The organism is Escherichia sp. SCLE84 (assembly GCF_012584495.1).
Classification (GTDB): Bacteria; Pseudomonadota; Gammaproteobacteria; order Enterobacterales; family Enterobacteriaceae; genus ECMA0423.
The window spans coordinates 2,180,460-2,201,773 of the sequence record NZ_CP051430.1; the positions used below are offsets into that span (position 1 = coordinate 2,180,460).

Genomic DNA, 21,314 nt, shown 5'->3' on the forward strand with positions numbered 1-21,314 from the left:
TTCCATGCTTTGCAGCACCTGACACCATTAATTGACGTCACACTGCAAAGAGACTACGATGACACCATACAATGACGTCATGGATTGATAGTATGATTAAGGTCAGCGCGCTAGGTTCTCGTCATAGAAAAACATTCGACGATGTAATGACGGAGCCGCCAAAATCTGGAATTAAATGGGATGATGTTGTTGCACTCATTAAAGCTGTGGGTGGAACAATAAAAAATAACAACGGCTCCAGACGAAAATTTCAGATTGGAACGACCAAATTCAGCACACATGAGCCACATCCAAAGAATGTGATGGATAAAGGCGCAGTAGCAGGTCTTAAGGAGTGGTTTGTTAACTGTGTAGGGGTAGATTATGAATAAAGCATCGAACATTATCACAATTAAAGGTCAACCAGCCGCAGTGACATTTGAAGCCGATATCAACGCATTTCGCGGCAAGTTCCTCAATGTAAACGGTTATTGTGACTTTGTAGCCACAAGTATTGAGGCATTATATCGTGAAGGCGAAAGCGCGCTGGATGAGTGGATGGCGGATTGTGAAGAGGACGGTATTGCCCCTTTTCGTGAAGAAGAAGAGCAAAAACGCCTGACGCTTCGTGTTCCTCATCACATTGATTCGCGGCTGACCATCGTCGCCAGACAACATTCCATTTCAAAAAACCAGCTCATTGTTGATGTCTTAGAACGTGAGTTTTCAGCCCAGATGTAAACAGGTCGGATGCCGCGTGGCATCCGACCTTTTGCCAGTTCGTCAATATTACCCATTTACAAAATCGTCTCTTCCGTCAATATCCGCCGCGCGCCTAAAAAGTGATCCTGCCAGAAAGGTTCAGCTAACCGACTTACCCGAATGGTTTCCCCGGTGCGCGGTGACTCAATAAACTGACCGTCGCCCAGATACACCCCCATATGGTCGGCAATCTCGCGGCTGTGGATATGGAAAAATAGCAAATCTCCCCGGCGCAGGTCGTTATTCGCCACAATGGTTGCCCGGCGATAGTGATACATCTCATTAGCCGTGCGTGGGAGTTTCGCCTCAAGGATCTTGTTGTAGGCATAAAAAACTAACCCGCTACAGTCGAAGCCTTGATCGGGCCGCGTACCGCCCCAGACGTAAGGCTTGCCAAGCTGTTGCTCCAGACGGTGAATCGCCACTTCGGTGATGTTATGCAGATGGTCGCTGCTTAAGAAATGGTTGTTTTCCGCCAGCGCCTGCCAGCGTCTGTCACTCGCCTTGAGCGGCGCAGGAAACCATTCTGGATGCTGTTTTATCTGTTCGCGGTTGTGCTGGCGTAGCGCCCTTCTGCTTTCGGCATTGCCTTCCACAATATAGCTGGCCTGTTTTTTCAGATGGGTTTGGTACTGTTTTAATAAACGCGCACGATTTTGCATCCGCTGGCGGGCGGCGTAGCTGAAAGTGATATGTGATGTGGTGGCGCTGGCAAATGAAGAAAACGGCAAGCAAAGCAACAGTAATCCCGACAACACAAAAGAGGGAATCGACGGCAAGGACATACTCAATAATGGCTGATCATGCATTGATGTTGCAGTGTATCCCGGCCCGTACCTGAACAAACTTAATAAACCATTATTATAAAATTAATAAATATATTTCAGTTAATTATGTAAAAACATCCGTTTATTAAATTACTCATGGATTGTCGCTGTTGCTCATTTGAGCTACAATTCAAGCTGAATAAATATACAGCACAGGAGATACCCCAATGGCTGCTAACGCATTTGTTCGCGCCCGAATCGATGAAGATCTGAAGAATCAGGCGGCGGACGTACTGGCCGGGATGGGGCTGACCATCTCTGACCTGGTTCGCATAACCCTCACAAAGGTCGCGCGTGAAAAGGCATTGCCGTTTGATTTACGCGAGCCTAATCAATTAACCATTCAATCAATCAAAAACAGCGAAGCTGGCGTTGATGTTCATAAGGCCAAAGACGCCGATGATTTATTTGATAAATTAGGAATTTAAATATGATTCAAAGGGATATTGAATACTCGGGACAATTTTCAAAGGATGTAAAACTTGCACAAAAGCGTCATAAGGATATGAATAAATTGAAATATCTTATGACGCTTCTTATCAATAATGCTTTACCGCTTCCAGCTGTTTATAAAGACCACCCGCTGCAAGGTTCATGGAAAGGTTATCGCGATGCTCATGTCGAACCGGACTGGATCCTGATTTACAAACTTACCGATAAACTTTTACGATTTGAGAGAACTGGAACTCACGCGGCGCTCTTTGGGTAAAGCACGCTGCCGATGAAATTTGTAAACCCAGCGCCGACAGGCTTGCGTAAAACTCTTTTGGTGATAATGTGAGCCTTCCAAATCCAGACTATTCCGATTTGGGATCTATTTTGCCGTCCTGGCGTGTGTAACCGTTTTATCAAGGAATAAGCAGTATGCGTAAAATCGCATTAATTCTTGCGATGTTGTTGATCCCGTGCGTTTCGTTTGCCGGTTTGCTGGGCAGCAGTAGCTCGACCACGCCAGTGAGCAAAGAGTATAAGCAGCAGTTGATGGGATCCCCTGTCTACATCCAGATCTTCAAGGAAGAACGTACGCTCGATCTCTACGTCAAAATGGGCGAGCAATATCAGCTGCTCGACAGTTATAAAATCTGTAAATATTCCGGCGGCTTAGGGCCAAAACAGCGTCAGGGCGATTTCAAAAGCCCGGAAGGGTTTTATAGCGTCCAGCGTAATCAGTTAAAACCAGACAGCCGTTACTACAAAGCGATTAATATTGGTTTCCCCAATGCCTATGACCGTGCGCATGGTTATGAAGGGAAATACCTGATGATCCACGGCGATTGTGTTTCCATCGGCTGCTACGCAATGACCAATCAGGGTATTGATGAGATCTTCCAGTTCGTTACTGGTGCGCTGGTGTTTGGTCAGCCGAGCGTGCAGGTGAGTATTTACCCGTTCCGCATGACCGACGCCAATATGAAGCGCCATAAATATTCCAACTTTAAGGACTTCTGGGAGCAACTGAAGCCGGGTTACGACTACTTTGAGCAAACCCGTAAGCCACCGACCGTTTCTGTGGTCAATGGTCGTTACGTGGTCAGCAAGCCGTTAAGCCACGAAGTTGTGCAGCCACAACTGGCATCAAACTACACGCTCCCCGAGGCAAAATAAGCGCCATTCGCCTGGCATAATCTTTTGCCAGGTTTCATTGCCCGTCAGCGGCTGTGTTGCAATCACCGTGACCACATCATTCGGTGTGGTCTGCGAGCTGAAGTCGATTTCCACATCCTGATCCAGCAGCGTTGCCACGCCAAACGGCGCGCGGCGGGTGATCCAGTGTAAATTAGTCGAGCAATACGCCATCACATAGCGCCCGTCAGAAAGCAGCATGTTGAAAACGCCCTTCTGCCGCAGTTCATCCGCCAGTGAGGCGATATATTTAAACACTGCCGCCATGTTGCCCGGTGTGCGCGGGTAACGCTGCGTTAATTTATGCAGGAGCCAGCAGAAGGCTTTTTCGCTATCGGTTTCACCGACCGGGCGGAAGTTGCCGGTTTCCAGTGATTTGTAGCCCGTCAGTTGTCCGTTATGGGCATAAGTCCAGTTACGCCCCCATAACTCGCGGGTAAATGGGTGAGTATTTTCCAGCGCCACCTCGCCCCGATTAGCCTGGCGAATATGAGCCACCACCGAACAGGATTTTATCGGGTAGTCCTGGACAAGTTTGGCGATGGGGGAATTAAAGCTGGGTTGTGGATCTTTAAATGTGCGACAGCCTTTACCTTCGTAAAAGGTAATGCCCCAGCCATCTTTATGTGGCCCGGTTCCACCACCACGCTGTACAAGTCCGGTGAAACTAAAGCAGATATCGGTAGGGACGTTGGCGCTCATCCCGAGCAATTCGCACATGGGTAACCTCCACAACAGCGGGAGCGCATGGCCCCCGGCGAAGATTGATTTAAGAATTTTCAGGTCGGATGCGGCGTAAACGAATTATTCGGCCTACGGTTCGGGTACAGATTTGTAGGCATGATAAGACGCGTCAGCATCGCATCAGGCATCAGCGCACAAGTGCCGGATGCGGCGTAAACGCCTTATCCGGCCTACGCCAGACTTACTTAACCATCTCTTTTTCAATTAACAGGATCAGGATATGGATCACTTTAATGTGAATCTCCTGAATGCGGTCGGCATAACCAAAGTGCGGTACGCGAATTTCGATATCCGCCGTGCCAGCCATTTTGCCGCCGTCTTTACCGGTCAGGGTGATCACTTTCATCCCCTTCTCACGCGCCGCTGCGATCGCTTTGATCACGTTTGCAGAGTTACCGGAGGTGGAGATCCCCAGCAGTACATCGCCTTCGCGACCTACCGCTTCAACGTAGCGGGAGAAAATATCATTGAAACCGAAATCATTACCGACGCAGGAAATATGACTAACGTCAGAAATAGCAATCGCCGGGTAGCCCGGACGGTTTTCACGGTAGCGACCGGTCAACTCTTCGGCAAAGTGCATAGCGTCGCAATGGGAACCGCCGTTGCCGCAGGAAAGCACTTTGCCACCGGCTTTAAAGCTGTCTGCTAACAGGACCGCCGCGCGCTGAATGGCGTGAATATTGGCGTCATCTTTTAAAAAGTTAGCCAGCGTTTCCGCCGCTTCGTTCAGTTCGTTACGAATAAGATCCTGGTACATGAGGATATCCTTCAGCATAAATGTAATAGACAAAATGCAGTGTACCGGATACCGCCAAAAGCGAGAAGTACGGGCAGGTGCTATGACCAGGACTTTTTGACCTGAAGTGCGGATAAAAACAGCAACAATGTGAGCTTTGTTGTAATTATATTGTAAACACATTGCTAAATGTTTTTACATCCACTACAACCATATCATCACAAGTGGTCAGACCTCCTACAAGTAAGGGGCTTTTCGTTATGATGATTTTGAGTATTCTCGCTACGGTTGTCCTGCTCGGCGCGTTGTTCTATCACCGCGTGAGCTTATTTATCAGCAGTCTGATTTTGCTCGCCTGGACAGCCGCCCTCGGCGTTGCTGGTCTGTGGTCGGCGTGGGTACTGGTGCCTCTGGCCATTATCCTCGTGCCATTTAACTTTGCGCCTATGCGTAAGTCGATGATTTCCGCGCCGGTATTTCGCGGTTTCCGTAAGGTGATGCCGCCGATGTCGCGCACTGAGAAAGAAGCGATTGATGCGGGCACCACCTGGTGGGAGGGCGACTTGTTCCAGGGCAAGCCGGACTGGAAAAAGCTGCATAACTATCCGCAGCCGCGCCTGACCGCCGAAGAGCAAGCGTTTCTCGACGGCCCGGTAGAAGAAGCCTGCCGGATGGCGAATGATTTCCAGATTACTCATGAGCTGGCGGATCTGCCGCCGGAGTTGTGGGCGTACCTTAAAGAGCATCGCTTCTTCGCGATGATTATCAAAAAAGAGTACGGCGGACTGGAGTTCTCAGCTTATGCCCAGTCTCGCGTGCTGCAAAAACTCTCCGGCGTGAGCGGGATCCTGGCTATTACCGTCGGCGTGCCGAACTCATTAGGCCCGGGCGAGCTGCTGCAACATTACGGCACTGACGAGCAGAAAGATCACTATCTGCCGCGTCTGGCGCGTGGTCAGGAGATCCCTTGCTTTGCACTGACAAGCCCGGAAGCGGGTTCCGATGCGGGCGCGATTCCGGACACCGGGATTGTCTGCATGGGCGAATGGCAGGGCCAGCAGGTGCTGGGGATGCGTCTGACCTGGAACAAACGCTATATTACGCTGGCACCGATTGCGACTGTGCTTGGGCTGGCGTTTAAACTCTCCGACCCGGAAAAGCTGCTGGGTGGCGCAGAAGATTTAGGTATTACCTGTGCGCTGATCCCGACCACCACGCCGGGCGTGGAAATTGGTCGTCGCCACTTCCCGCTGAACGTACCGTTCCAGAACGGACCGACGCGCGGTAAAGATGTCTTCGTACCGATCGATTACATCATCGGGGGGCCGAAAATGGCCGGGCAAGGCTGGCGGATGCTGGTGGAGTGCCTCTCGGTAGGCCGCGGCATCACCCTGCCTTCCAACTCAACCGGCGGCGTGAAATCGGTAGCGCTGGCAACGGGCGCGTATGCTCACATTCGCCGTCAGTTCAAAATCTCTATCGGTAAGATGGAAGGGATTGAAGAGCCGCTGGCGCGTATTGCCGGTAATGCCTACGTGATGGATGCTGCGGCATCGCTGATTACCTACGGCATTATGCTCGGCGAAAAACCTGCCGTGCTGTCGGCTATCGTTAAGTATCACTGTACCCACCGCGGGCAGCAGTCGATTATTGATGCGATGGATATCACTGGTGGCAAAGGCATTATGCTCGGGCAAAGCAACTTCCTGGCGCGTGCTTACCAGGGCGCACCGATTGCCATCACCGTTGAAGGGGCTAACATTCTGACCCGCAGCATGATGATCTTCGGACAAGGAGCGATTCGTTGCCATCCGTACGTGCTGGAAGAGATGGAAGCGGCGAAGAACAATGACGTCAACGCGTTCGATAAACTGTTGTTCAAACATATCGGTCACGTCGGTAGCAACAAAGTTCGCAGCTTCTGGCTGGGCCTGACGCGCGGTTTAACCAGCAGCACGCCAACCGGCGATGCCACTAAACGCTACTATCAGCACCTGAACCGCCTGAGCGCCAACCTCGCCCTGCTTTCTGATGTCTCGATGGCAGTGCTGGGCGGCAGCCTGAAACGTCGCGAGCGCATCTCGGCCCGTCTGGGGGATATTTTAAGCCAGCTCTACCTCGCCTCTGCCGTGCTGAAGCGTTATGACGACGAAGGCCGTAATGAAGCCGACCTGCCGCTGGTGCACTGGGGCGTACAAGATGCGCTGTATCAGGCTGAACAGGCGATGGATGATTTACTGCAAAACTTCCCGAACCGCGTGGTTGCCGGGCTGCTGAATGTGGTGATCTTCCCGACCGGACGTCATTATCTGGCACCTTCTGACAAGCTGGATCATAAAGTGGCGAAGATTTTACAAGTGCCGAACGCCACCCGTTCCCGCATTGGTCGCGGTCAGTACCTGACGCCGAGCGAGCATAATCCGGTTGGCTTGCTGGAAGAGGCGCTGGTGGATGTGATTGCCGCCGACCCAATTCATCAGCGGATCTGTAAAGAGCTGGGTAAAAACCTGCCGTTTACCCGTCTGGATGAACTGGCGCACAACGCGCTGGCGAAGGGGCTGATTGATAAAGATGAAGCCGCTATTCTGGTGAAAGCTGAAGAAAGCCGTCTGCGCAGTATTAACGTTGATGACTTTGATCCGGAAGAGCTGGCGACGAAGCCGGTAAAGTTGCCGGAGAAAGTGCGGAAAGTTGAAGCCGCGTAATTGAATAACGGAGCCGAAAGGCTCCGTTTCTTTATCCGCTAATTATTTAAAATTAAAGCCATCCGGATGGTTTTCCAGGCTGCCGGTCAACGCCGCGAACAGCACCGTTTTACCATCAATCGAAAGCGCATCGTTCACATTCAGCCAGGTGAGTTTCTCTTGCGACGTTTTCTCATCAATAGTCGAGAACAGCCCCGTCATCTGATTAGATTTCTCGGACCACATCACAGCGATACGTTGCGAGCCACAGTCATGCGGTTTGCACGCGCTCATCACCTGATACGTCTCATCTCCCAACGTTACGGTTTGTGCGGGAGTATAAGTACCGCCTTTCATCACCCAGGCAGGCAGCTTATGCCCTTGTACCATCTGATTAAATGCAGCTTTGGTGGTTTCGCCCTTTGCAAGGCTGCTAATGGTTAAATCATCCTGCGCCATTGCACTGGTGGCGATGACCAGAGCGGCGACTGTCGTTATTGCCTTAAACATCATTCCTCCCGAGCTTATCCTGCCCATGTTATTAACCTTCTAAAGCCTGGCGATAACACGATAATTTGCAAATCAGATATTTCCAATATCAGCATTTGTTATCAATTTATTCTGCGCTAAGGCAACTGCCTGATAAGGTGTTAAAGTTATAAACCCCTTCGCATAAAGGAGTTGTACACCGTGCCTGGTTTGAAGATTACGCTTTTGCAGCAACCACTGGTGTGGATGGATGGCCCTGCCAACCTGCGTCATTTTGATCGTCAACTGGAAGGTATTACCGGGCGCGATGTGATCGTTCTACCGGAGATGTTTACCAGCGGCTTTGCCATGGAAGCGGCAGCTTCGTCGCTAGCACAAGATGACGTAGTGAACTGGATGACAGCTAAGGCGCAGCAGTGCAATGCGCTGATTGCAGGCAGTGTTGCATTACAAACGGAGTCTGGTTCGGTTAACCGCTTTTTGCTGGTTGAGCCGGGCGGCACGGTACATTTTTATGATAAGCGTCATCTGTTCCGCATGGCAGATGAGCATCTACATTATAAAGCGGGCAATGCGCGAGTGATTGTGGAATGGCGCGGCTGGCGTATTTTGCCGTTGGTGTGCTACGACTTACGTTTTCCGGTGTGGTCGCGCAATCTCAACGATTATGACCTCGCCATCTACGTTGCCAACTGGCCTGCTCCGCGCTCTCTGCACTGGCAGGCATTGCTGACGGCCCGCGCGATTGAGAATCAGGCGTATGTGGCGGGATGCAATCGCGTCGGCAGCGATGGCAACGGCTGCCATTATCGCGGTGACAGCCGGGTGATTAATCCACAAGGCGAGATTATCGCTACTGCCGACGCGCATCAGGCAACGCGCATTGATGCCGAGCTGTCGATGGCGGTGTTAAGGGAATATCGCGATAAGTTTCCGGCATGGCGGGATGCGGATGAGTTTAGGTTGCGGTGAGTGGGGGTTGTGTTTAAGGCTGGGGGAGAGTCGGGGTAAGACTACGAAAGCCCGCTCTCCGCAAGGACTGACGCCAGATAGTTTCTGTCCATAGCTGCATTTCGCATCTTACGTCTTAACCCTGCCTTGAATACCTTATCATTCGTCAAAATATTAATAGCGATGTGCCGTATCCCTGAAAATAATTCTGCTGCATTTCCTCTTCTTATTTTGCAGTCGTCTTCATTCATTACCACGTCCAGACGCCAGTGCAGCTTATTCTCCACGTGCCAGTGGTTTCGGATTGCTGTGGCGAACTTCTCTGCGGTTAAATCAGCAGAACTGATATAATATCTGACCGTCATTTCTGGCTCTTTCTTTTGTTCTGCTATTATGGACCGAAAGGAGACTGCCACGCATAATTTCTTCAGCCCTTTCCATTCAAACGTGAAATCAATAAGTTCATCAGGGACATCGCAAACAATATGAAGACGGATTTCTTCTCTGCCGTGACTCTTTTCACTGATTGCGTAACTGTCATGCTCTGGATTATTTAATTCTTTCAGCGGAAATTTTTCCTCAAAGGCTTTATTAAGCCGCCCCTGGTTTCCTTTTACCGCGAATAAATAATCACCGCCCTGTTTTTGTATCTTCTCTGCAATATCTTTCTGGCATCCCATCGCATCAGTTGTGATGATTTTTCCTTTAATATCCAGCATGTTAAGAAGTTCTGGGATAGCTGTAATCTCATTAGATTTCTCATCCGTCCTGATCTGTCCGATGACCAGACTGTGCATTGTTGAGAACGCACTAATGACATGAATCGCTCCCCTGCGGCGACTCTTGTCATAAGAGTGCCGGAGCGTTTTTCCATCAATTGCGATGACGTCTTTATCATCTGAAGAATGGCAGTCACGCATCCAGTTAATAAAGCACTCATGAAATTTTGCAGGACTGATACAGGATACAACTCTGGCAATAGTATCGTGAACAGGAATACCATTTTCAAAATCACCATATTGCTTCAAGAAATCGAGATGTGTTTCCCCGAAATCCTCTATATCTTCCCAACTTTCTGCACCAGAAATAACTGCAAAAATAGTCAATAGTAGGATGCCTGACAATTTATGCTCTACTTTCCAGGCTTATCTGTAATCGGGAATAATAGAAATATGTTCCATCAATTTTTTAAGTTCCATTTGTTCACCTTATTTATGTAAGGAGTATTTGATCATGTATAAGCAATAAAAAACAGCTTCAGGTAATGAGGAATATCTCAATTTTTAAACATAAAATGCGAATTATTTAGTACAAAAAGTGAACTTCTGATGATCTTTCCCTGCGGGTCATGTCGCCCTGCCGCGCCGCCGGTTTTCCGCTCATGGTTTATTCCTTTTCTTTTACCTTACATGGCCATACAAATAGTTACCTATACTGTCTTTGAATATTGCCCTACCATTTAAAGCCCACCTATTTTTTGCGACAGCAAAGGGATTTCTTTTTTAATCCAACCTATCATTTCATTTTTTTCAAAACACACGTTAATGCCATTCACACTTCCACATTCACCAAAAGCATCAAAATAAATTTCACATTTATTATTACCTTTCGAAATGATACTAACCCCCCATCTTATATTGTTATATTTTTCTTTTCTGAAATACTTCATTTGCAATAAATCAATTATCTTACCAGCATAAAGATCGCTAATTTCATTCACCACCACTTTATATCTGTATATTTCATTAAGACCTTCCTTGCTAAGCGGAACTAACGTGGTAACATACGATGGAAGATTAATTATCTCTATCGTTTTCACGCTATCTATTCCACACAATTCATTCACTCGCCCCATCCCCAGTACCGAACCAGAAAATAGAGACAATAAAACCATCAAATATTTCATCATAAAAAACCTCACTATTCTGGCGTACCCGTTATTTTCATCGTCTGCAACGGTCCATCCACCCGATAAAAAGGCAGTCCACTATGAGCTCCTCTGGTACACTCACCTAAAGTTTTCGCCGCACGCGATTCAATTATTGTAATAACCCTTGCCTCTTCTTTATTCTCATATTTCTTATCTGTTCGGCTTAAAAGAGCCATGAAATTTTCCTTATCAAGAAGGTAATACTGCGCATGAGCAAACTCATGTCCCAAACCTAATGCAGGCGATTGTGATTTCGAGTTTAATTCAGTTGAACAAAATAAAGATGCTCTACTATTCCAATATATCGCCATATTATTCGAATTAAATCTAACATTGGTTCCTTCAATATACTCTATATTTATAGTTTCTTCAGAGCTTGATAAAAAATCTATAGTTTCTTTCATTTGTGAATCTTGTTTTAAATACTCAACAGCCTGATTAAAATCACTTGGATCACCGTTAACATGGAATTTTAAACCCAAAGAATCTATAAACCGAACAGGGTTTAATGGATATTTATACAGATTCCATTCACCTCTCAGCCCTATCGGGTCCTGGGTGATATATCTCCCCTGCAACGGATCATAGTACCGGTTGCGGTTGTAGTACAGCCCCGACTCCTCATCATACTGCTGTCCCGGCAGACGGAGTGACTGCTGAAGGTGCTGCGCGCTTTCCTCGCCCAGCAGGTTTCCCCACTCGTCATACTCCCCCTGCCACGCCGTTTCCCCTTCCGGGCTGATAAGCGCCAGCGGCAGCCCACGGTGGTCACAGTGGTAAAGATGAAGTTTCCTCTCCGGGATGTATTCCGCCTCCAGTTGCGCGGCCATCTGTTCCGCCGTCAGCCCGCACTGCGCAAGCCACTGCTGGCTTTCTTCACTCACGCTGCCCTGCCGCAGTTCCCGCTCCAGCCTCCCCAGCATCACCGCCAGCTCCGCCGGTAGCGTCACACCCGTGTCCTCCTGCAACACCTCCGCCAGGCTACGGTGCCGCGCCTTCGCCTGTTCACCATTCTCTGTTTCGATTCTCAGGAGCGGCGTGAAGCTTCCCGGCTGGTATACCGTCTGGATTCTTGTCTGTTGGGTCTGTACAGTGGTCAGCCTGTCACCGTCCCACCCGTACCAGGTCTCCTCCGGTTTACGCGACAGCGACATCCACCCCGTCAGGTCACGCTCCCGCCGCCACACCCGTTTTCCCGTCCGGCGGCCCAGCGGGTCATAGAGGTAGCGGCTCTCCACCTGCGGCTCACCGTGCTGTATCCGCGTGTAGAACACCAGACGGTGCTGGCTGTCGTAGTGGTGGGTCCGCTCGTCGTGCATCCGTATCACCCCTTCCGGGATGCGGTCCGTCTTCTCCGCCAGCCTGCCGTATTCATCGTAGCGGTAGACATAGTGCGCATCTTCCGCGATGCGGTTATCCGGCCACGCCGTGAGGGTGCTGTCCGGGTGCAGTTCCGGGTCCGGCAGCCGGTTTCCTGCCGGGTCCGTCGCATACGGGATATCGATATCCAGGTTCGCTGCCGTAGTGTGGACGCCCGTCAGCCTTCCCGTGCCGCTGTAACGGTACTCCCGGCACTCCTGCGGGCCGCTGATGCGCACCAGTTGTCCGTTATCGTTCCACGTATAGTCACAGTCAAGCTGCGGAAGGTTCAGGTGCCTGCTCTGTAGCTGCCCTGTGAGGGTGTACGCCGTGGCCTGTTCGTACCCCGCTGTACTGCCCGCCCCGCCGAAGCTACGGGCCGTCTCGCGGTGCAGCCGGTCCCGCGTGTACTCGACCAGCGGCGTTCCGCCCAGCTTCATCCCCGCAAGATAACCGCTGCCATACGTCAGCCACTCCACCGGCGGCAGACCGTCCGGCTCCTGACGGGTCGCCAGCCCCTGTTCGCTGTACGCATGCCCCGTCTCATGCTCCCACAGCATCTCCCCTGTCTCCGGGTTCTCCACCGTCTGCCGTTCACCCGTCAGGCGGCCTTTATCGTCATAGCCGTAGTGGACCGACACGCGGTGGCCTTCACAGGTATGGCTGAGGGTGGTTAACCACCCGTGCTCATCATACTGCCACTGCTCTGCCGGGTCGCCGTTCACCGTCCGGTGCGTGATGCGGTCCGACGCATCGTAGTGCCAGAGGGTGATAAGCCCCTCGTCTTCACTCTGCGTGAGTTTTCCGGTCAGGTCATACTGGTAACGTTGCGTCCGGCCGTCAAAGCCGCGCTGCTCCGTCAGCCTGTCCACCGGGTCATACCGGAACGTGGACTGGCTGCCGTTCTCGTTGGTCAGCACGGTGATGCGCCCGGCAGCGTCATACCCCATGCTGCGCGTAAGACCGCCCTGCGTGGTGCTGACGGCCTTTCCCCACGCATCATACTGTATCTCACTGCGGCTGCCGTCCGGGGCAACGATAGCGGTGAGGTCGCCTGCGGCACTGTACTCATAACGGGTCTCCCGCCCCTGCGCATCCTTCTGACTGACCAGTTGCCCACGCGGGTTATAACTGCTGTAAGTGCTGATGCCTTCTTCCCGGTGAACGGCGATTTGTTGACCGTACCGGTCGTACTCATACCGCGTCGTGTACCCCGAGCAGTCCGTAAAGGCCAGCAGTTGACCGTAACGGCTCCATGCCATCTGTTTTGTACTGCCCGTCGCGTCCTGTATCCCTGTCGGCAGCTCACTCGCCGGGTCATCATAGCTGTACCGCGTTGTCTCACCGCTGCGCGAGGTCTCCGCCGTCAGCCTTCCCTTCTCATCATACTCCCGGCTGCTGCGAAGCCCGTCCGGGTACGTCACCGACGTCACCTGCCGCTGGCTGTTATAGCCATACCGTACCGTCCTGCCGTCCGGCCCCGTCACCGCCGTCACCGCACCCGACGCCATATGCAGGCTGTACTCCGTCCGCCGCCCCGCCGCATCCGTCTGTGCCTTCAGCCTCCCCGCCTCATCATACTCGCTGCGGGTAATGCTCCCGTCCGCATGTTCCTTCTTCACCACCCGCTTCAGGCCACCCTCGCCTTCCGTGTACAGCACCTCCCGCCGGTTCAGGCTGTCCGTGATGATTACCCGGCTCTCTCCGTACTCAAAGCGGTAGTCCAGCCCCTCCGGGTTGACCTGCTCCGTCACCCGACCGGTATCATCATACCGGTAGCAGCTCTCCGGCCTCCCCGCATAATGGTGCGCCACCATCCGCCCGGCGTGCTCCGCATCATAAGTAAACCCGCGCACCTGCGTTCCGCTGCGGTCATACGCCGCCCGCAGTTCACCACCGGCCGTGTACGTGTAGCGCGCCAGCGGCGCAGTCGGCTGTTCATCCGGGTATGCCGGGTCGTGTGTCAGCCATACCGCCTCCAGCCGGATACCGTTATCCGTGCCGTATCCTGTACCGGCGGGCAGCGTGTCGGGGAAAACCAGAGAAGAGGAAGCAGAACGGGGACCGGCAGGGGAAGATAAAGACGTGGCGCGCTGTTTACGGAATACTTCCGCCCGCTGTGCCTGTGTGGTCAGCACCAGGTGAAAACGGCGGCCCGCGCCGTCCGTCACCCCCGTCACCGCGCCCGCCACATCACCCTCCGCCGCCCGGTGAAAGGCCAGCGTCCGCCCGAAGCCGTCCACCACGCCCGTCAGCACCCGGTATGCGGGCGGCTCCGGCGGCAGCACCTCGTCCGCCCCCGGCACCCGCTCCGGCCAGCTGAGTATCCACCACGGCCCCTGAAGGCTGTTTGTCGCCAGGTACACATGCGGACTCAGGCGAACATCTTCCGGCAGCACCTGCCAGAGCGCGCTTAGCGGCTGCGAACTGTGCTGCGCCGCTACTCCGCCCCGCGCCAGCCAGAGTGACTCGCTGCGGCTGTAGCTTATCTCGCCGGGAAACAGCGGCTCAAAGTGAATGCTCCTGCCGCCGCTGTCGTTGAGTATCAGGCCTTCATCGCGTATCTGTAAGCGGATATCGAAGGGCGCTTTCCAGCCGGGACCAAACACCCCCACCGGCGCGGGTGTTCTGGTCCGGTAGCTGCTGTAGGCGCGGGAAAGAATAAACGGCAGCGGGCCGGGCAGCGCAAGGTCCGTCTCGCCCGGCAGCACCTTCGCACCCAGCAGCGGGTTCACCGGGTTAGCATAGGTAATCCCTCCCGGACATACCGAACAGGCCACTCCCGTCGGCGCACCTATCAGCACCCCCGCTGAACCCTGCACAATATCCAGTCCCTTGCGGGTCATATCACCCTGCCGCGCCGCCGGTTTTCCGCCCATGAATCAATTCCTTCTGCTTTTAATATGGTTTATCTGGTCACTGCACCAGTTCCGTTTTAATTTTTTGCACCTGACTCAAAATTGCCGCATATCCGGCATTCCGGGGGGTAAATCTTTCGGCACAGGCGCATCCGGTACAGGTTGTGTGGCACCACAGTTCCAGTTAATCACTGGCGCATCACCGTTCACATCCGACTCCCCTTCCAGATGAATGTGCGTACCATTGAGAAATATGCTTCCGTCCTTCGTCAGCACCAGCCTTGCCTTACCACAGCAGAGTTCAAGATGCTCACCGGCAGAATAAACTGCTGTTTGTCCGGTGTTTTCCTTCATTGTCTTGCCCACCGAGAAGGTGACGTTATTCCCCACATTGACGCTGTAGCCCATTCCCACCATCAGTGATTTATGCAGCCCTACCTGTGAGGACTGCAACAACGCCACCGAGGTATTCATAATGCCGCCTACCGTCGTCTGGTAAGCCACACCCACCGTCAGCGCACGAATGATCCCCACCTTTTCAACCTGGTTTGATCCCACTTTGATAATCTGGTTACTGCCCACCGTTTCCACCTGGTTGACACCAACCGTCTGTATCTGATTAACGCCAATGTTCTGGATCTGGTTATTGGTAACGGTGATCGCCTGGTTGTTACCTATTTTTTCGGCATGGTTGTTTATCACATCAGTGGTGCGGTTATTCAGCACCTCGGTGTTCATGTTCTTCTGCGCGTGGATGTAGACCTGTTCTTTCCCTGTCGCATCGTCAAACTTCAGTTCATTAAACCCGCTGCCCTTATAGGTTTTCGAGCGGATCGTCATCTGCGTCTTCGTCCCCGGCAGGCTGCCGGGGGTGCGGTTTTCCTGGTGGTAGGTACGCCCCATAATGATCGGCTGGTCCGGATCGCCGTTGAGGAAGTCCACAATGACCTCCTGACCCACACGCGGTATCGCCAGGTTACCAAAGCCGGTGCCTGCCCACGCCTGTGCCACACGGATCCAGCATGAACTTTCCTGGTTTGACGGGTTATAGCGGTCCCAGTTAAATTTCACCCGCACGCGGCCATGTTCATCACAGAAGATTTCCTCGCCTGCCGGTCCCGTCACGACGGCGCTCTGCGGGCCGTCCACCAGCGGTTTCAGCAACGGCTGTGGCCGCCATGTCCGGTCTGCCGGGATTACCGCAAAGTGGTTATCCAGCGTGGTGCCTGAACCCCTGCGTCCCGGTACCGCCTGCGGCTGTTCGCCGTGAAGATCGCTCGCCACCACCTGCCATTCCCGGTTCAGGTTCGCCTGCGGATGCCCCGTCAGCACAATTCGCCGTCCCGGCCATATCTCCGGCGAACGGCTTGTTCCGCGCGCCACTTCTGCGTTGTTGCGCCAGCCATCCATCTGCCAGCGGGCAAAGTTCTGCCCGTGGGCACCCTTGAAACGTCCGGGGTAGTCATACACTTCATACTGTGTGCGCTGGTAATCCTGGTACTGGCCTTCCTGATCAAAACGCCCTGCCCAGCCGGGTCGTTTAAAGGTGTAGTCTTTGGTCACCACGGAAGAAGGGCGGATTTGTGCGCTGTAGCGAAACTGGCTGATGCAGAGGGTGCTCACCTCGGTACGGGTGTTCGGATTCCAGGGGATCTCAAAGGACTCCGGCAGATAACGCACGGTATCGCACAGGACCAGGCTCTGGTCGGTACTTTTTTGCGCGTGCTCCTCATAAAAGAAGATGCCTTCCTCCGCCGCCATCCGGCACAGGAAATCGTAATCAGTCTCACCGTACTGGACACAAAACTCACGGGAAGGATGTGGCTCGCTGAACAGCGGGCTCCACTCGGTCACCCCGTTTTCCTGCAATATCGTGCCGAGGATGCTTTCGATGTCCTCATTCTGGAAGATACGGAAGTTCTGGCGCAGCCCTGTGCGCCACAGCGGTGGGCACACCTTCATGCTGTACAGCATCTGGTTTTTGTCGTTCTCCCCCAGTTCAAACCAGGTCACCATACCTTTCACCCGGCGCTGTACGTCATCGCCCTGCCATATCGTCAGGTAGGCCATTTTGTCGAGGATCTGCTGGAATTCAAGGGAGAGAAACTGCTGGCTGACCAGAGAGAGATCGAGGGAAAAAAGCGAAGAGAGTGACTGGTTCAGATGAAAGGAGACCACCGCAAAAGCATCCGGTGGCAGGCCGTCCACTTCCAGCGTGAAACGTAATCCGGTTGACATAGCAACCTCCGGGGTTAAGGAAAAACAGACAGTTCGCTGTTAAAGCGGCTGTGACAGTACAGTGTTACGCTTGCGTTCAGGCACGCTACCGCCGAAGTTTCCGGCAGCCGCCATCTCCCGTGAACGTAACCCCTTACTGACAACCTTTCTTTCTACGGCGTAATACAAAAACAGCATCCGGCCTGATAGCCGGATGCTGTTGGCTTAACTTATGCTTCCAGCGGTGCGCGCCAGTCGTCGGCACCGGAGGTGCCAGATTTGACGTGTTCCCATTCAATTTTGCGGTAGGCCAGTGAAACTTCGAGCAACTGGGTGAACTCGCGTTTCGCCGGGTCCTGGCAATGCGGCATATGCAGTTTCATATCGACAATCGTCGAATCAGTCAGGCGGGTAGTGAAATAATGCTCCTGTTTGCCTTCCACAGAGGTACGCCACCAGTGAAGTTCAGTGGTTGGCAGCATTTCGCCGGAGGCCAGTGCGTTGTACATCAGCGGAACCGCTTTGTTCAGCGCCACGGTAAAAATGAAAGGCTTGTGAGCACGCTGACCCGCAGGCTGACCGGACTGAGGATCGGTCGGGACAGTAACGTTATGCAGGAATTCCTGCACCAGCATCTCGTCTTCGTGCCCCTGCACATAGATGTTGCCGACAGAATCAGCGGTAAATGCACCTGCAGTAATATTTCCCTGGGTCTGACCAGTGATGGAGATATAACACGGTGTTGGCATTTGTAAACTCCTTGTTAACGTGGTTAATTACTACTTACAATGACCTGCCGTTAATCCCAGACAGGCAGATGCAGCTCACTTCACGGAACCGCATCATTTTTCAGTATTTTTTACATACAAACCGAGCTAGAATTTACGGTTGTCGTAAAAACTATTTTTAAAATCATTAAATCTCTTATTCAGCAATAACTTAATAATATATATCTGGATAACCATACCCAACTGTTCAAAGTCCGTATTGCCTCCATAAAATGGCCAAAGCTGAATCATGAATAAATATTGTATTTATCCTTTCTGAATTATCATTTTGATAATTTTTGAGATATTCCTTAAAAATACCCACTTAATCAATCACAAAACAAATATATAAATAAGCAATCATTAGATTAGCTTATGTTTAATGAAATTATTATATACTTCAATAAGTTACATAAAAAATCTATATTTAAATTATTGCCATAATACACCTGACGCGAATTGCACAGGTTCACACAATCTATTTAACGCTTGCAGAATACCCCTCTTTACGATCGATAAAAAGTCCTTTTCTTATTTATTTTGAAGCGTAAAATGCGGGGTGATGAAGGAGTGGTGATTTTATTTTCACCGCCATTAGGGCGGCATTGCCGATATTTTTTTGCGGTACAAATATGCCGTGTTCATGGCCTGTACGAGATAACATGACGGATCACTTTTATGAGCAAAAAATTTGAAGGCAGCGTCGCGCCTCGCGAGCGTATTAATATATCGTATGTCCCAAAAACAGATGGCCAGACGGCTGAAGTGGAACTTCCGCTTAACATGCTCGTTGTCGGCGATACCGGAAATACGCAGGAAACATCCCCACTGGATGAACGTCAGGCAGTTTCCGTTAACAAGCACAATTTCGGTGCAGTGATGGCTGAAGCAGCCATTGGCCTCAATTTTACTGTCCCCGCCACGCTGAAGGGAAGCACAACAGACGATGAACTGAATGTGGCGCTGAATATCAAATCACTGGATGATTTTTCACCAGATAGCGTGGCCCGGCAGGTTCCGGAAGTGAATAAATTGCTGGAACTGCGTGAAGCACTGACTGCACTGAAGGGGCCGATGGGTAACCTTCCGGCATTCCGTACCCAGCTCCAGGCATTGCTGGAAAATGAAGAGTCCCGCGAGCAGTTGCTCAAAGAAATCGGTCTGGTGAGCAATAAATAACCACCACTATTTCATTAAACAGGGTTATCCAGGCATGACGGCACACAAAAATATCTCCGGGACATACCACCTCTCTGTTGCAGACATTCTGCAGGTGGTTTACCAGGTATGTTTCAGCCCGTCCGTTGAAATCAACCAGGATGGTGTGGCTGCGCTGATTACAACACTGGATCGCCGTATCAGTGATCTATTGGATGAGATTATCCATTTTTGTGAGTTTCAGCAGAGCGCGTCGCACTGGCAGCGCGTACTTCACTGACGGCGAAAAGCCGGTTTCAGAAACACAGCTAAAACAGAAGGATTTTCAGTATGTCTTTACAGGAAGAGGAACTCGTATCCAGTCATGCCGGGCAGCCTGAGCAGGCATCGTCGCTGCTTGATCAAATCATGGCACAGACCCGTATTCAGCCCGGTTCGGAAGGTTATGACGTTGCCCGCCAGGGTGTGACAGCCTTTATTGCCAGCATCCTGCAATCCACTGCATCTGCCGAACCGGTCAATAAACTGGCCGTGGACAGCATGATTGCAGATATTGATGAACGCATCAGCCGCCAGATGGATGTCATCATCCATGCGCCTGCCTTTCAGCAGGTCGAGTCGTTCTGGCGCTCACTGAAAACCATGGTGGATCGCGTTGATTTCCGTGAAAACATCAAGGTCAACGTGCTTCATGTCACCAAGCAGGAACTTCTGGAAGACTTTGAGTTTGCGCCAGAAATTATTCAGTCCGGATTTTATAAGCACGTTTATTCGTCCGGTTTCGGACAGTTTGGCGGTGAACCCATCGCTGCCGTGCTGGGCGCTTATGAGTTCAAAAATACCGCGCCTGACATGAAACTGCTGCAATACGTCAGTGCCGTGGGCGCAATGGCGCACGCACCGTTCCTGTCCTCCGTTTCCCCGGAGTTTATGGGGCTGAACTCGTGGACCGAACTGCCTAATATCAAAGATCTTTATGCCATCTTTGAAGGTCCGGCCTACACCAAATGGCGCGCCCTGCGTGACTCGGAAGATTCGCGCTATTTAGGGCTTACGGCACCCCGCTTCCTGCTTCGCCAGCCCTATTCACCAACAGATAACCCTGTTAAGAACTTTAACTATTACGAAGATGTCAGCCAGAACCACGAAGATTATCTGTGGGGTAATACGGCCTGGATGCTGGCATGCAATATCGCAGACAGTTTTGCCAAATACCGCTGGTGTCCAAACATTATCGGTCCGCAAAGCGGCGGCGCAGTGAAAGATCTGCCGGTGCATCTGTTCGAAACGATGGGGCAGATTCAGGCCAAAATCCCAACCGAGGTGCTGGTCACCGATCGCCGCGAATTTGAACTGGCTGAAGAGGGTTTTATCACCCTTACCATGCGTAAAGACTCTGATAATGCAGCCTTTTTCTCTGCAAACTCGGTACAAAAACCGAAGCACTTTCCGGGAAAAGATGCAGAAACCAACTATAAGCTGGGTACGCAGCTTCCTTATCTCTTCATCATCAATCGGTTAGCGCACTACATCAAGGTGTTGCAGCGTGAACAACTGGGGTCATGGAAAGAAAGGAGCGACTTAGAAAGAGAGCTTAATACCTGGATCCGTCAGTATGTTGCCGACCAGGAAAACCCGCCTGCAGACGTGCGCAGCCGCAAACCTCTGCGCGCTGCCAAAGTTGAGGTTATGGATGTAGAAGGCGAACCCGGCTGGTACCAGGTTGCGCTAAGCGTGAGGCCTCATTTTAAATTTATGGGGGCAAATTTTGAGCTTTCCCTGGTTGGCCGGTTAGACAGGGAGTAACACACCATGATACCGGATCGGGAAAGAACCACAGGTTCTCTTTTTGAGCGTATGGAAGCCTCTTCGGCCAGAAACCGGCAGGGAGGCAGTATTCATTCGCTCAGGCAATCCATTCGCCAGAACCTACGAAACATTCTTAATACCCGGTCCGGTAGTTGCCGGGGTGCGCCTGAGCTGGGCATTGATGAACCGGAAGGGGCTGAAAACTTCCGCGAATCCATGAGTCGGGCCATCGAGCAATGTATAGAACGCTATGAACCCCGGATCTCACACGCTGAAGTGCAGGCAGTGGTTTCATCCGCCTCCAGCCCGCTGGATATGACGTTTCATATTACAGCCTGGGTGACATTTAACGAAACGCATGAGGTGCTTGAATTTGATATGGCACCGAATGGCAGCCAGCATTACCGGGTGGACTGAC

General features: G+C 51.8%; 19 protein-coding genes and 1 pseudogene. 11 read left to right on the forward strand and 9 right to left on the reverse strand.

All coding sequences use genetic code 11. The features are described from left to right. Nucleotides 1-92 precede the first annotated feature (92 nt). Nucleotides 93-371, forward strand: a complete 279-nt coding sequence (locus tag HGD79_RS10810) for a type II toxin-antitoxin system HicA family toxin (protein ID WP_000598760.1) — start codon at nt 93-95, stop codon at nt 369-371. Continuing rightward, nucleotides 364-720 carry a type II toxin-antitoxin system HicB family antitoxin gene (locus HGD79_RS10815; protein ID WP_001030484.1) on the forward strand — a complete coding sequence of 119 codons (357 nt, stop codon included), beginning with the start codon at nt 364-366 and terminating at the stop codon, nt 718-720. Before HGD79_RS10810 ends, HGD79_RS10815 begins: the two co-directional genes overlap by 8 nt. Before the next feature lie 56 nt (nt 721-776). Here the strand turns inward: HGD79_RS10815 and HGD79_RS10820 are convergent, their stop codons facing one another. Next, the gene (locus HGD79_RS10820; protein ID WP_000543899.1) at nt 777-1,550 is read right to left on the reverse strand and encodes a C40 family peptidase; all 774 of its coding nucleotides are present in this window, start codon (nt 1,548-1,550) and stop codon (nt 777-779) included. Between the two features lie 185 nt (nt 1,551-1,735). On the opposite strand from HGD79_RS10820, the gene dinJ reads away from it, so the two are divergent. The 3 genes from dinJ to dpaA all read left to right on the forward strand — a co-directional run bounded on the left by dinJ (nt 1,736) and on the right by dpaA (nt 3,173). Next, on the forward strand, nt 1,736-1,996 hold the full coding sequence (dinJ, locus tag HGD79_RS10825) for a type II toxin-antitoxin system antitoxin DinJ (RefSeq protein ID WP_000729704.1): 261 nt from the start codon (nt 1,736-1,738) through the stop codon (nt 1,994-1,996). A 2-nt stretch (nt 1,997-1,998) separates the two neighbouring features. Then, the gene (yafQ, locus tag HGD79_RS10830) at nt 1,999-2,277 is read left to right on the forward strand and encodes a type II toxin-antitoxin system mRNA interferase toxin YafQ (protein ID WP_000615976.1); all 279 of its coding nucleotides are present in this window, start codon (nt 1,999-2,001) and stop codon (nt 2,275-2,277) included. Between the two features lie 155 nt (nt 2,278-2,432). Continuing rightward, the gene (gene dpaA, locus HGD79_RS10835) at nt 2,433-3,173 is read left to right on the forward strand and encodes a peptidoglycan meso-diaminopimelic acid protein amidase (protein ID WP_001225679.1); all 741 of its coding nucleotides are present in this window, start codon (nt 2,433-2,435) and stop codon (nt 3,171-3,173) included. Here dpaA and HGD79_RS10840 read toward each other — a convergent pair. Beyond that, on the reverse strand, nt 3,144-3,911 hold the full coding sequence (locus tag HGD79_RS10840; RefSeq protein WP_000333380.1) for a class II glutamine amidotransferase: 768 nt from the start codon (nt 3,909-3,911) through the stop codon (nt 3,144-3,146). The two genes, dpaA and HGD79_RS10840, sit on opposite strands and share 30 nt — an antisense overlap. Nucleotides 3,912-4,116: 205 nt before the next feature. Next, nucleotides 4,117-4,695, reverse strand: a complete 579-nt coding sequence (lpcA, locus tag HGD79_RS10845) for a D-sedoheptulose 7-phosphate isomerase (protein ID WP_168848394.1) — start codon at nt 4,693-4,695, stop codon at nt 4,117-4,119. Between the two features lie 239 nt (nt 4,696-4,934). Between lpcA and fadE the strand changes: the two genes are divergently transcribed. Next, entirely contained in the window at nt 4,935-7,379 is a 2,445-nt protein-coding gene (fadE, locus tag HGD79_RS10850) for an acyl-CoA dehydrogenase FadE (RefSeq protein WP_000973081.1), read from the forward strand. 42 nt (nt 7,380-7,421) lie between these two features. Here the strand turns inward: fadE and ivy are convergent, their stop codons facing one another. After that, entirely contained in the window at nt 7,422-7,868 is a 447-nt protein-coding gene (gene ivy, locus HGD79_RS10855; protein ID WP_001308392.1) for an Ivy family C-type lysozyme inhibitor, read from the reverse strand. 180 nt (nt 7,869-8,048) lie between these two features. Here ivy and yafV point away from each other — a divergent pair, with 180 nt between their 5' ends. Beyond that, on the forward strand, nt 8,049-8,819 hold the full coding sequence (gene yafV, locus HGD79_RS10860) for a 2-oxoglutaramate amidase (protein ID WP_001118026.1): 771 nt from the start codon (nt 8,049-8,051) through the stop codon (nt 8,817-8,819). A 41-nt stretch (nt 8,820-8,860) separates the two neighbouring features. Here the strand turns inward: yafV and HGD79_RS10865 are convergent. The 5 genes and pseudogenes from HGD79_RS10865 to HGD79_RS10885 all read right to left on the reverse strand — a co-directional run bounded on the left by HGD79_RS10865 (nt 8,861) and on the right by HGD79_RS10885 (nt 17,911). Continuing rightward, nucleotides 8,861-9,997: pseudogene (locus HGD79_RS10865) on the reverse strand (ISAs1 family transposase). A gap of 260 nt (nt 9,998-10,257) precedes the next feature. Continuing rightward, complete coding sequence (locus HGD79_RS10870; protein ID WP_000978828.1) at nt 10,258-10,707, reverse strand: RHS element protein dsORF-h1; 450 nt, start codon at nt 10,705-10,707, stop codon at nt 10,258-10,260. An 11-nt stretch (nt 10,708-10,718) separates the two neighbouring features. Beyond that, nucleotides 10,719-14,966: an RHS element core protein gene (locus tag HGD79_RS10875; protein ID WP_168848395.1), complete on the reverse strand. Its 4,248-nt coding sequence runs from the start codon at nt 14,964-14,966 to the stop codon at nt 10,719-10,721. Between the two features lie 75 nt (nt 14,967-15,041). After that, nucleotides 15,042-17,183 carry a type VI secretion system tip protein VgrG gene (locus tag HGD79_RS10880; RefSeq protein WP_000103319.1) on the reverse strand — a complete coding sequence of 714 codons (2,142 nt, stop codon included), beginning with the start codon at nt 17,181-17,183 and terminating at the stop codon, nt 15,042-15,044. Nucleotides 17,184-17,392: 209 nt separating this feature from the next. Beyond that, nucleotides 17,393-17,911 carry an Hcp family type VI secretion system effector gene (locus HGD79_RS10885; RefSeq protein ID WP_001142958.1) on the reverse strand — a complete coding sequence of 173 codons (519 nt, stop codon included), beginning with the start codon at nt 17,909-17,911 and terminating at the stop codon, nt 17,393-17,395. Between the two features lie 696 nt (nt 17,912-18,607). Here HGD79_RS10885 and tssB point away from each other — a divergent pair. Genes tssB through tssE form a run of 4 tightly spaced genes read left to right on the forward strand, consistent with a single transcriptional unit; the run spans nt 18,608 to nt 21,313 of the window. Beyond that, complete coding sequence (tssB, locus tag HGD79_RS10890) at nt 18,608-19,108, forward strand: type VI secretion system contractile sheath small subunit (protein ID WP_000037389.1); 501 nt, start codon at nt 18,608-18,610, stop codon at nt 19,106-19,108. Nucleotides 19,109-19,142: 34 nt separating this feature from the next. Then, on the forward strand, nt 19,143-19,367 hold the full coding sequence (locus HGD79_RS10895) for a hypothetical protein (protein WP_000123970.1): 225 nt from the start codon (nt 19,143-19,145) through the stop codon (nt 19,365-19,367). 50 nt (nt 19,368-19,417) lie between these two features. Continuing rightward, complete coding sequence (tssC, locus tag HGD79_RS10900; protein WP_000056978.1) at nt 19,418-20,893, forward strand: type VI secretion system contractile sheath large subunit; 1,476 nt, start codon at nt 19,418-19,420, stop codon at nt 20,891-20,893. A gap of 6 nt (nt 20,894-20,899) precedes the next feature. Further along, nucleotides 20,900-21,313 carry a type VI secretion system baseplate subunit TssE gene (gene tssE, locus HGD79_RS10905; RefSeq protein WP_000611742.1) on the forward strand — a complete coding sequence of 138 codons (414 nt, stop codon included), beginning with the start codon at nt 20,900-20,902 and terminating at the stop codon, nt 21,311-21,313. Nucleotide 21,314 lies beyond the last annotated feature (1 nt).

Bases quoted from the DNA above. Each gene is read 5' to 3' on its own strand.
- yafQ (WP_000615976.1), top strand. From the start codon at position 1,999: ATGATTCAAAGGGATATTGAATACTCGGGACAATTTTCAAAGGATGTA.
- fadE (WP_000973081.1), top strand. From the start codon at position 4,935: ATGATGATTTTGAGTATTCTCGCTACGGTTGTCCTGCTCGGCGCGTTG.
- ivy (WP_001308392.1), bottom strand. From the start codon at position 7,868: ATGTTTAAGGCAATAACGACAGTCGCCGCTCTGGTCATCGCCACCAGT.
- HGD79_RS10810 (WP_000598760.1), top strand. From the start codon at position 93: ATGATTAAGGTCAGCGCGCTAGGTTCTCGTCATAGAAAAACATTCGAC.
- HGD79_RS10870 (WP_000978828.1), bottom strand. From the start codon at position 10,707: ATGATGAAATATTTGATGGTTTTATTGTCTCTATTTTCTGGTTCGGTA.
- HGD79_RS10820 (WP_000543899.1), bottom strand. From the start codon at position 1,550: ATGCATGATCAGCCATTATTGAGTATGTCCTTGCCGTCGATTCCCTCT.
- HGD79_RS10885 (WP_001142958.1), bottom strand. From the start codon at position 17,911: ATGCCAACACCGTGTTATATCTCCATCACTGGTCAGACCCAGGGAAAT.
- tssC (WP_000056978.1), top strand. From the start codon at position 19,418: ATGTCTTTACAGGAAGAGGAACTCGTATCCAGTCATGCCGGGCAGCCT.
- HGD79_RS10840 (WP_000333380.1), bottom strand. From the start codon at position 3,911: ATGTGCGAATTGCTCGGGATGAGCGCCAACGTCCCTACCGATATCTGC.
- HGD79_RS10875 (WP_168848395.1), bottom strand. From the start codon at position 14,966: ATGGGCGGAAAACCGGCGGCGCGGCAGGGTGATATGACCCGCAAGGGA.
- dinJ (WP_000729704.1), top strand. From the start codon at position 1,736: ATGGCTGCTAACGCATTTGTTCGCGCCCGAATCGATGAAGATCTGAAG.
- tssB (WP_000037389.1), top strand. From the start codon at position 18,608: ATGAGCAAAAAATTTGAAGGCAGCGTCGCGCCTCGCGAGCGTATTAAT.
- HGD79_RS10880 (WP_000103319.1), bottom strand. From the start codon at position 17,183: ATGTCAACCGGATTACGTTTCACGCTGGAAGTGGACGGCCTGCCACCG.
- dpaA (WP_001225679.1), top strand. From the start codon at position 2,433: ATGCGTAAAATCGCATTAATTCTTGCGATGTTGTTGATCCCGTGCGTT.
- HGD79_RS10895 (WP_000123970.1), top strand. From the start codon at position 19,143: ATGACGGCACACAAAAATATCTCCGGGACATACCACCTCTCTGTTGCA.
- tssE (WP_000611742.1), top strand. From the start codon at position 20,900: ATGATACCGGATCGGGAAAGAACCACAGGTTCTCTTTTTGAGCGTATG.
- lpcA (WP_168848394.1), bottom strand. From the start codon at position 4,695: ATGTACCAGGATCTTATTCGTAACGAACTGAACGAAGCGGCGGAAACG.
- HGD79_RS10815 (WP_001030484.1), top strand. From the start codon at position 364: ATGAATAAAGCATCGAACATTATCACAATTAAAGGTCAACCAGCCGCA.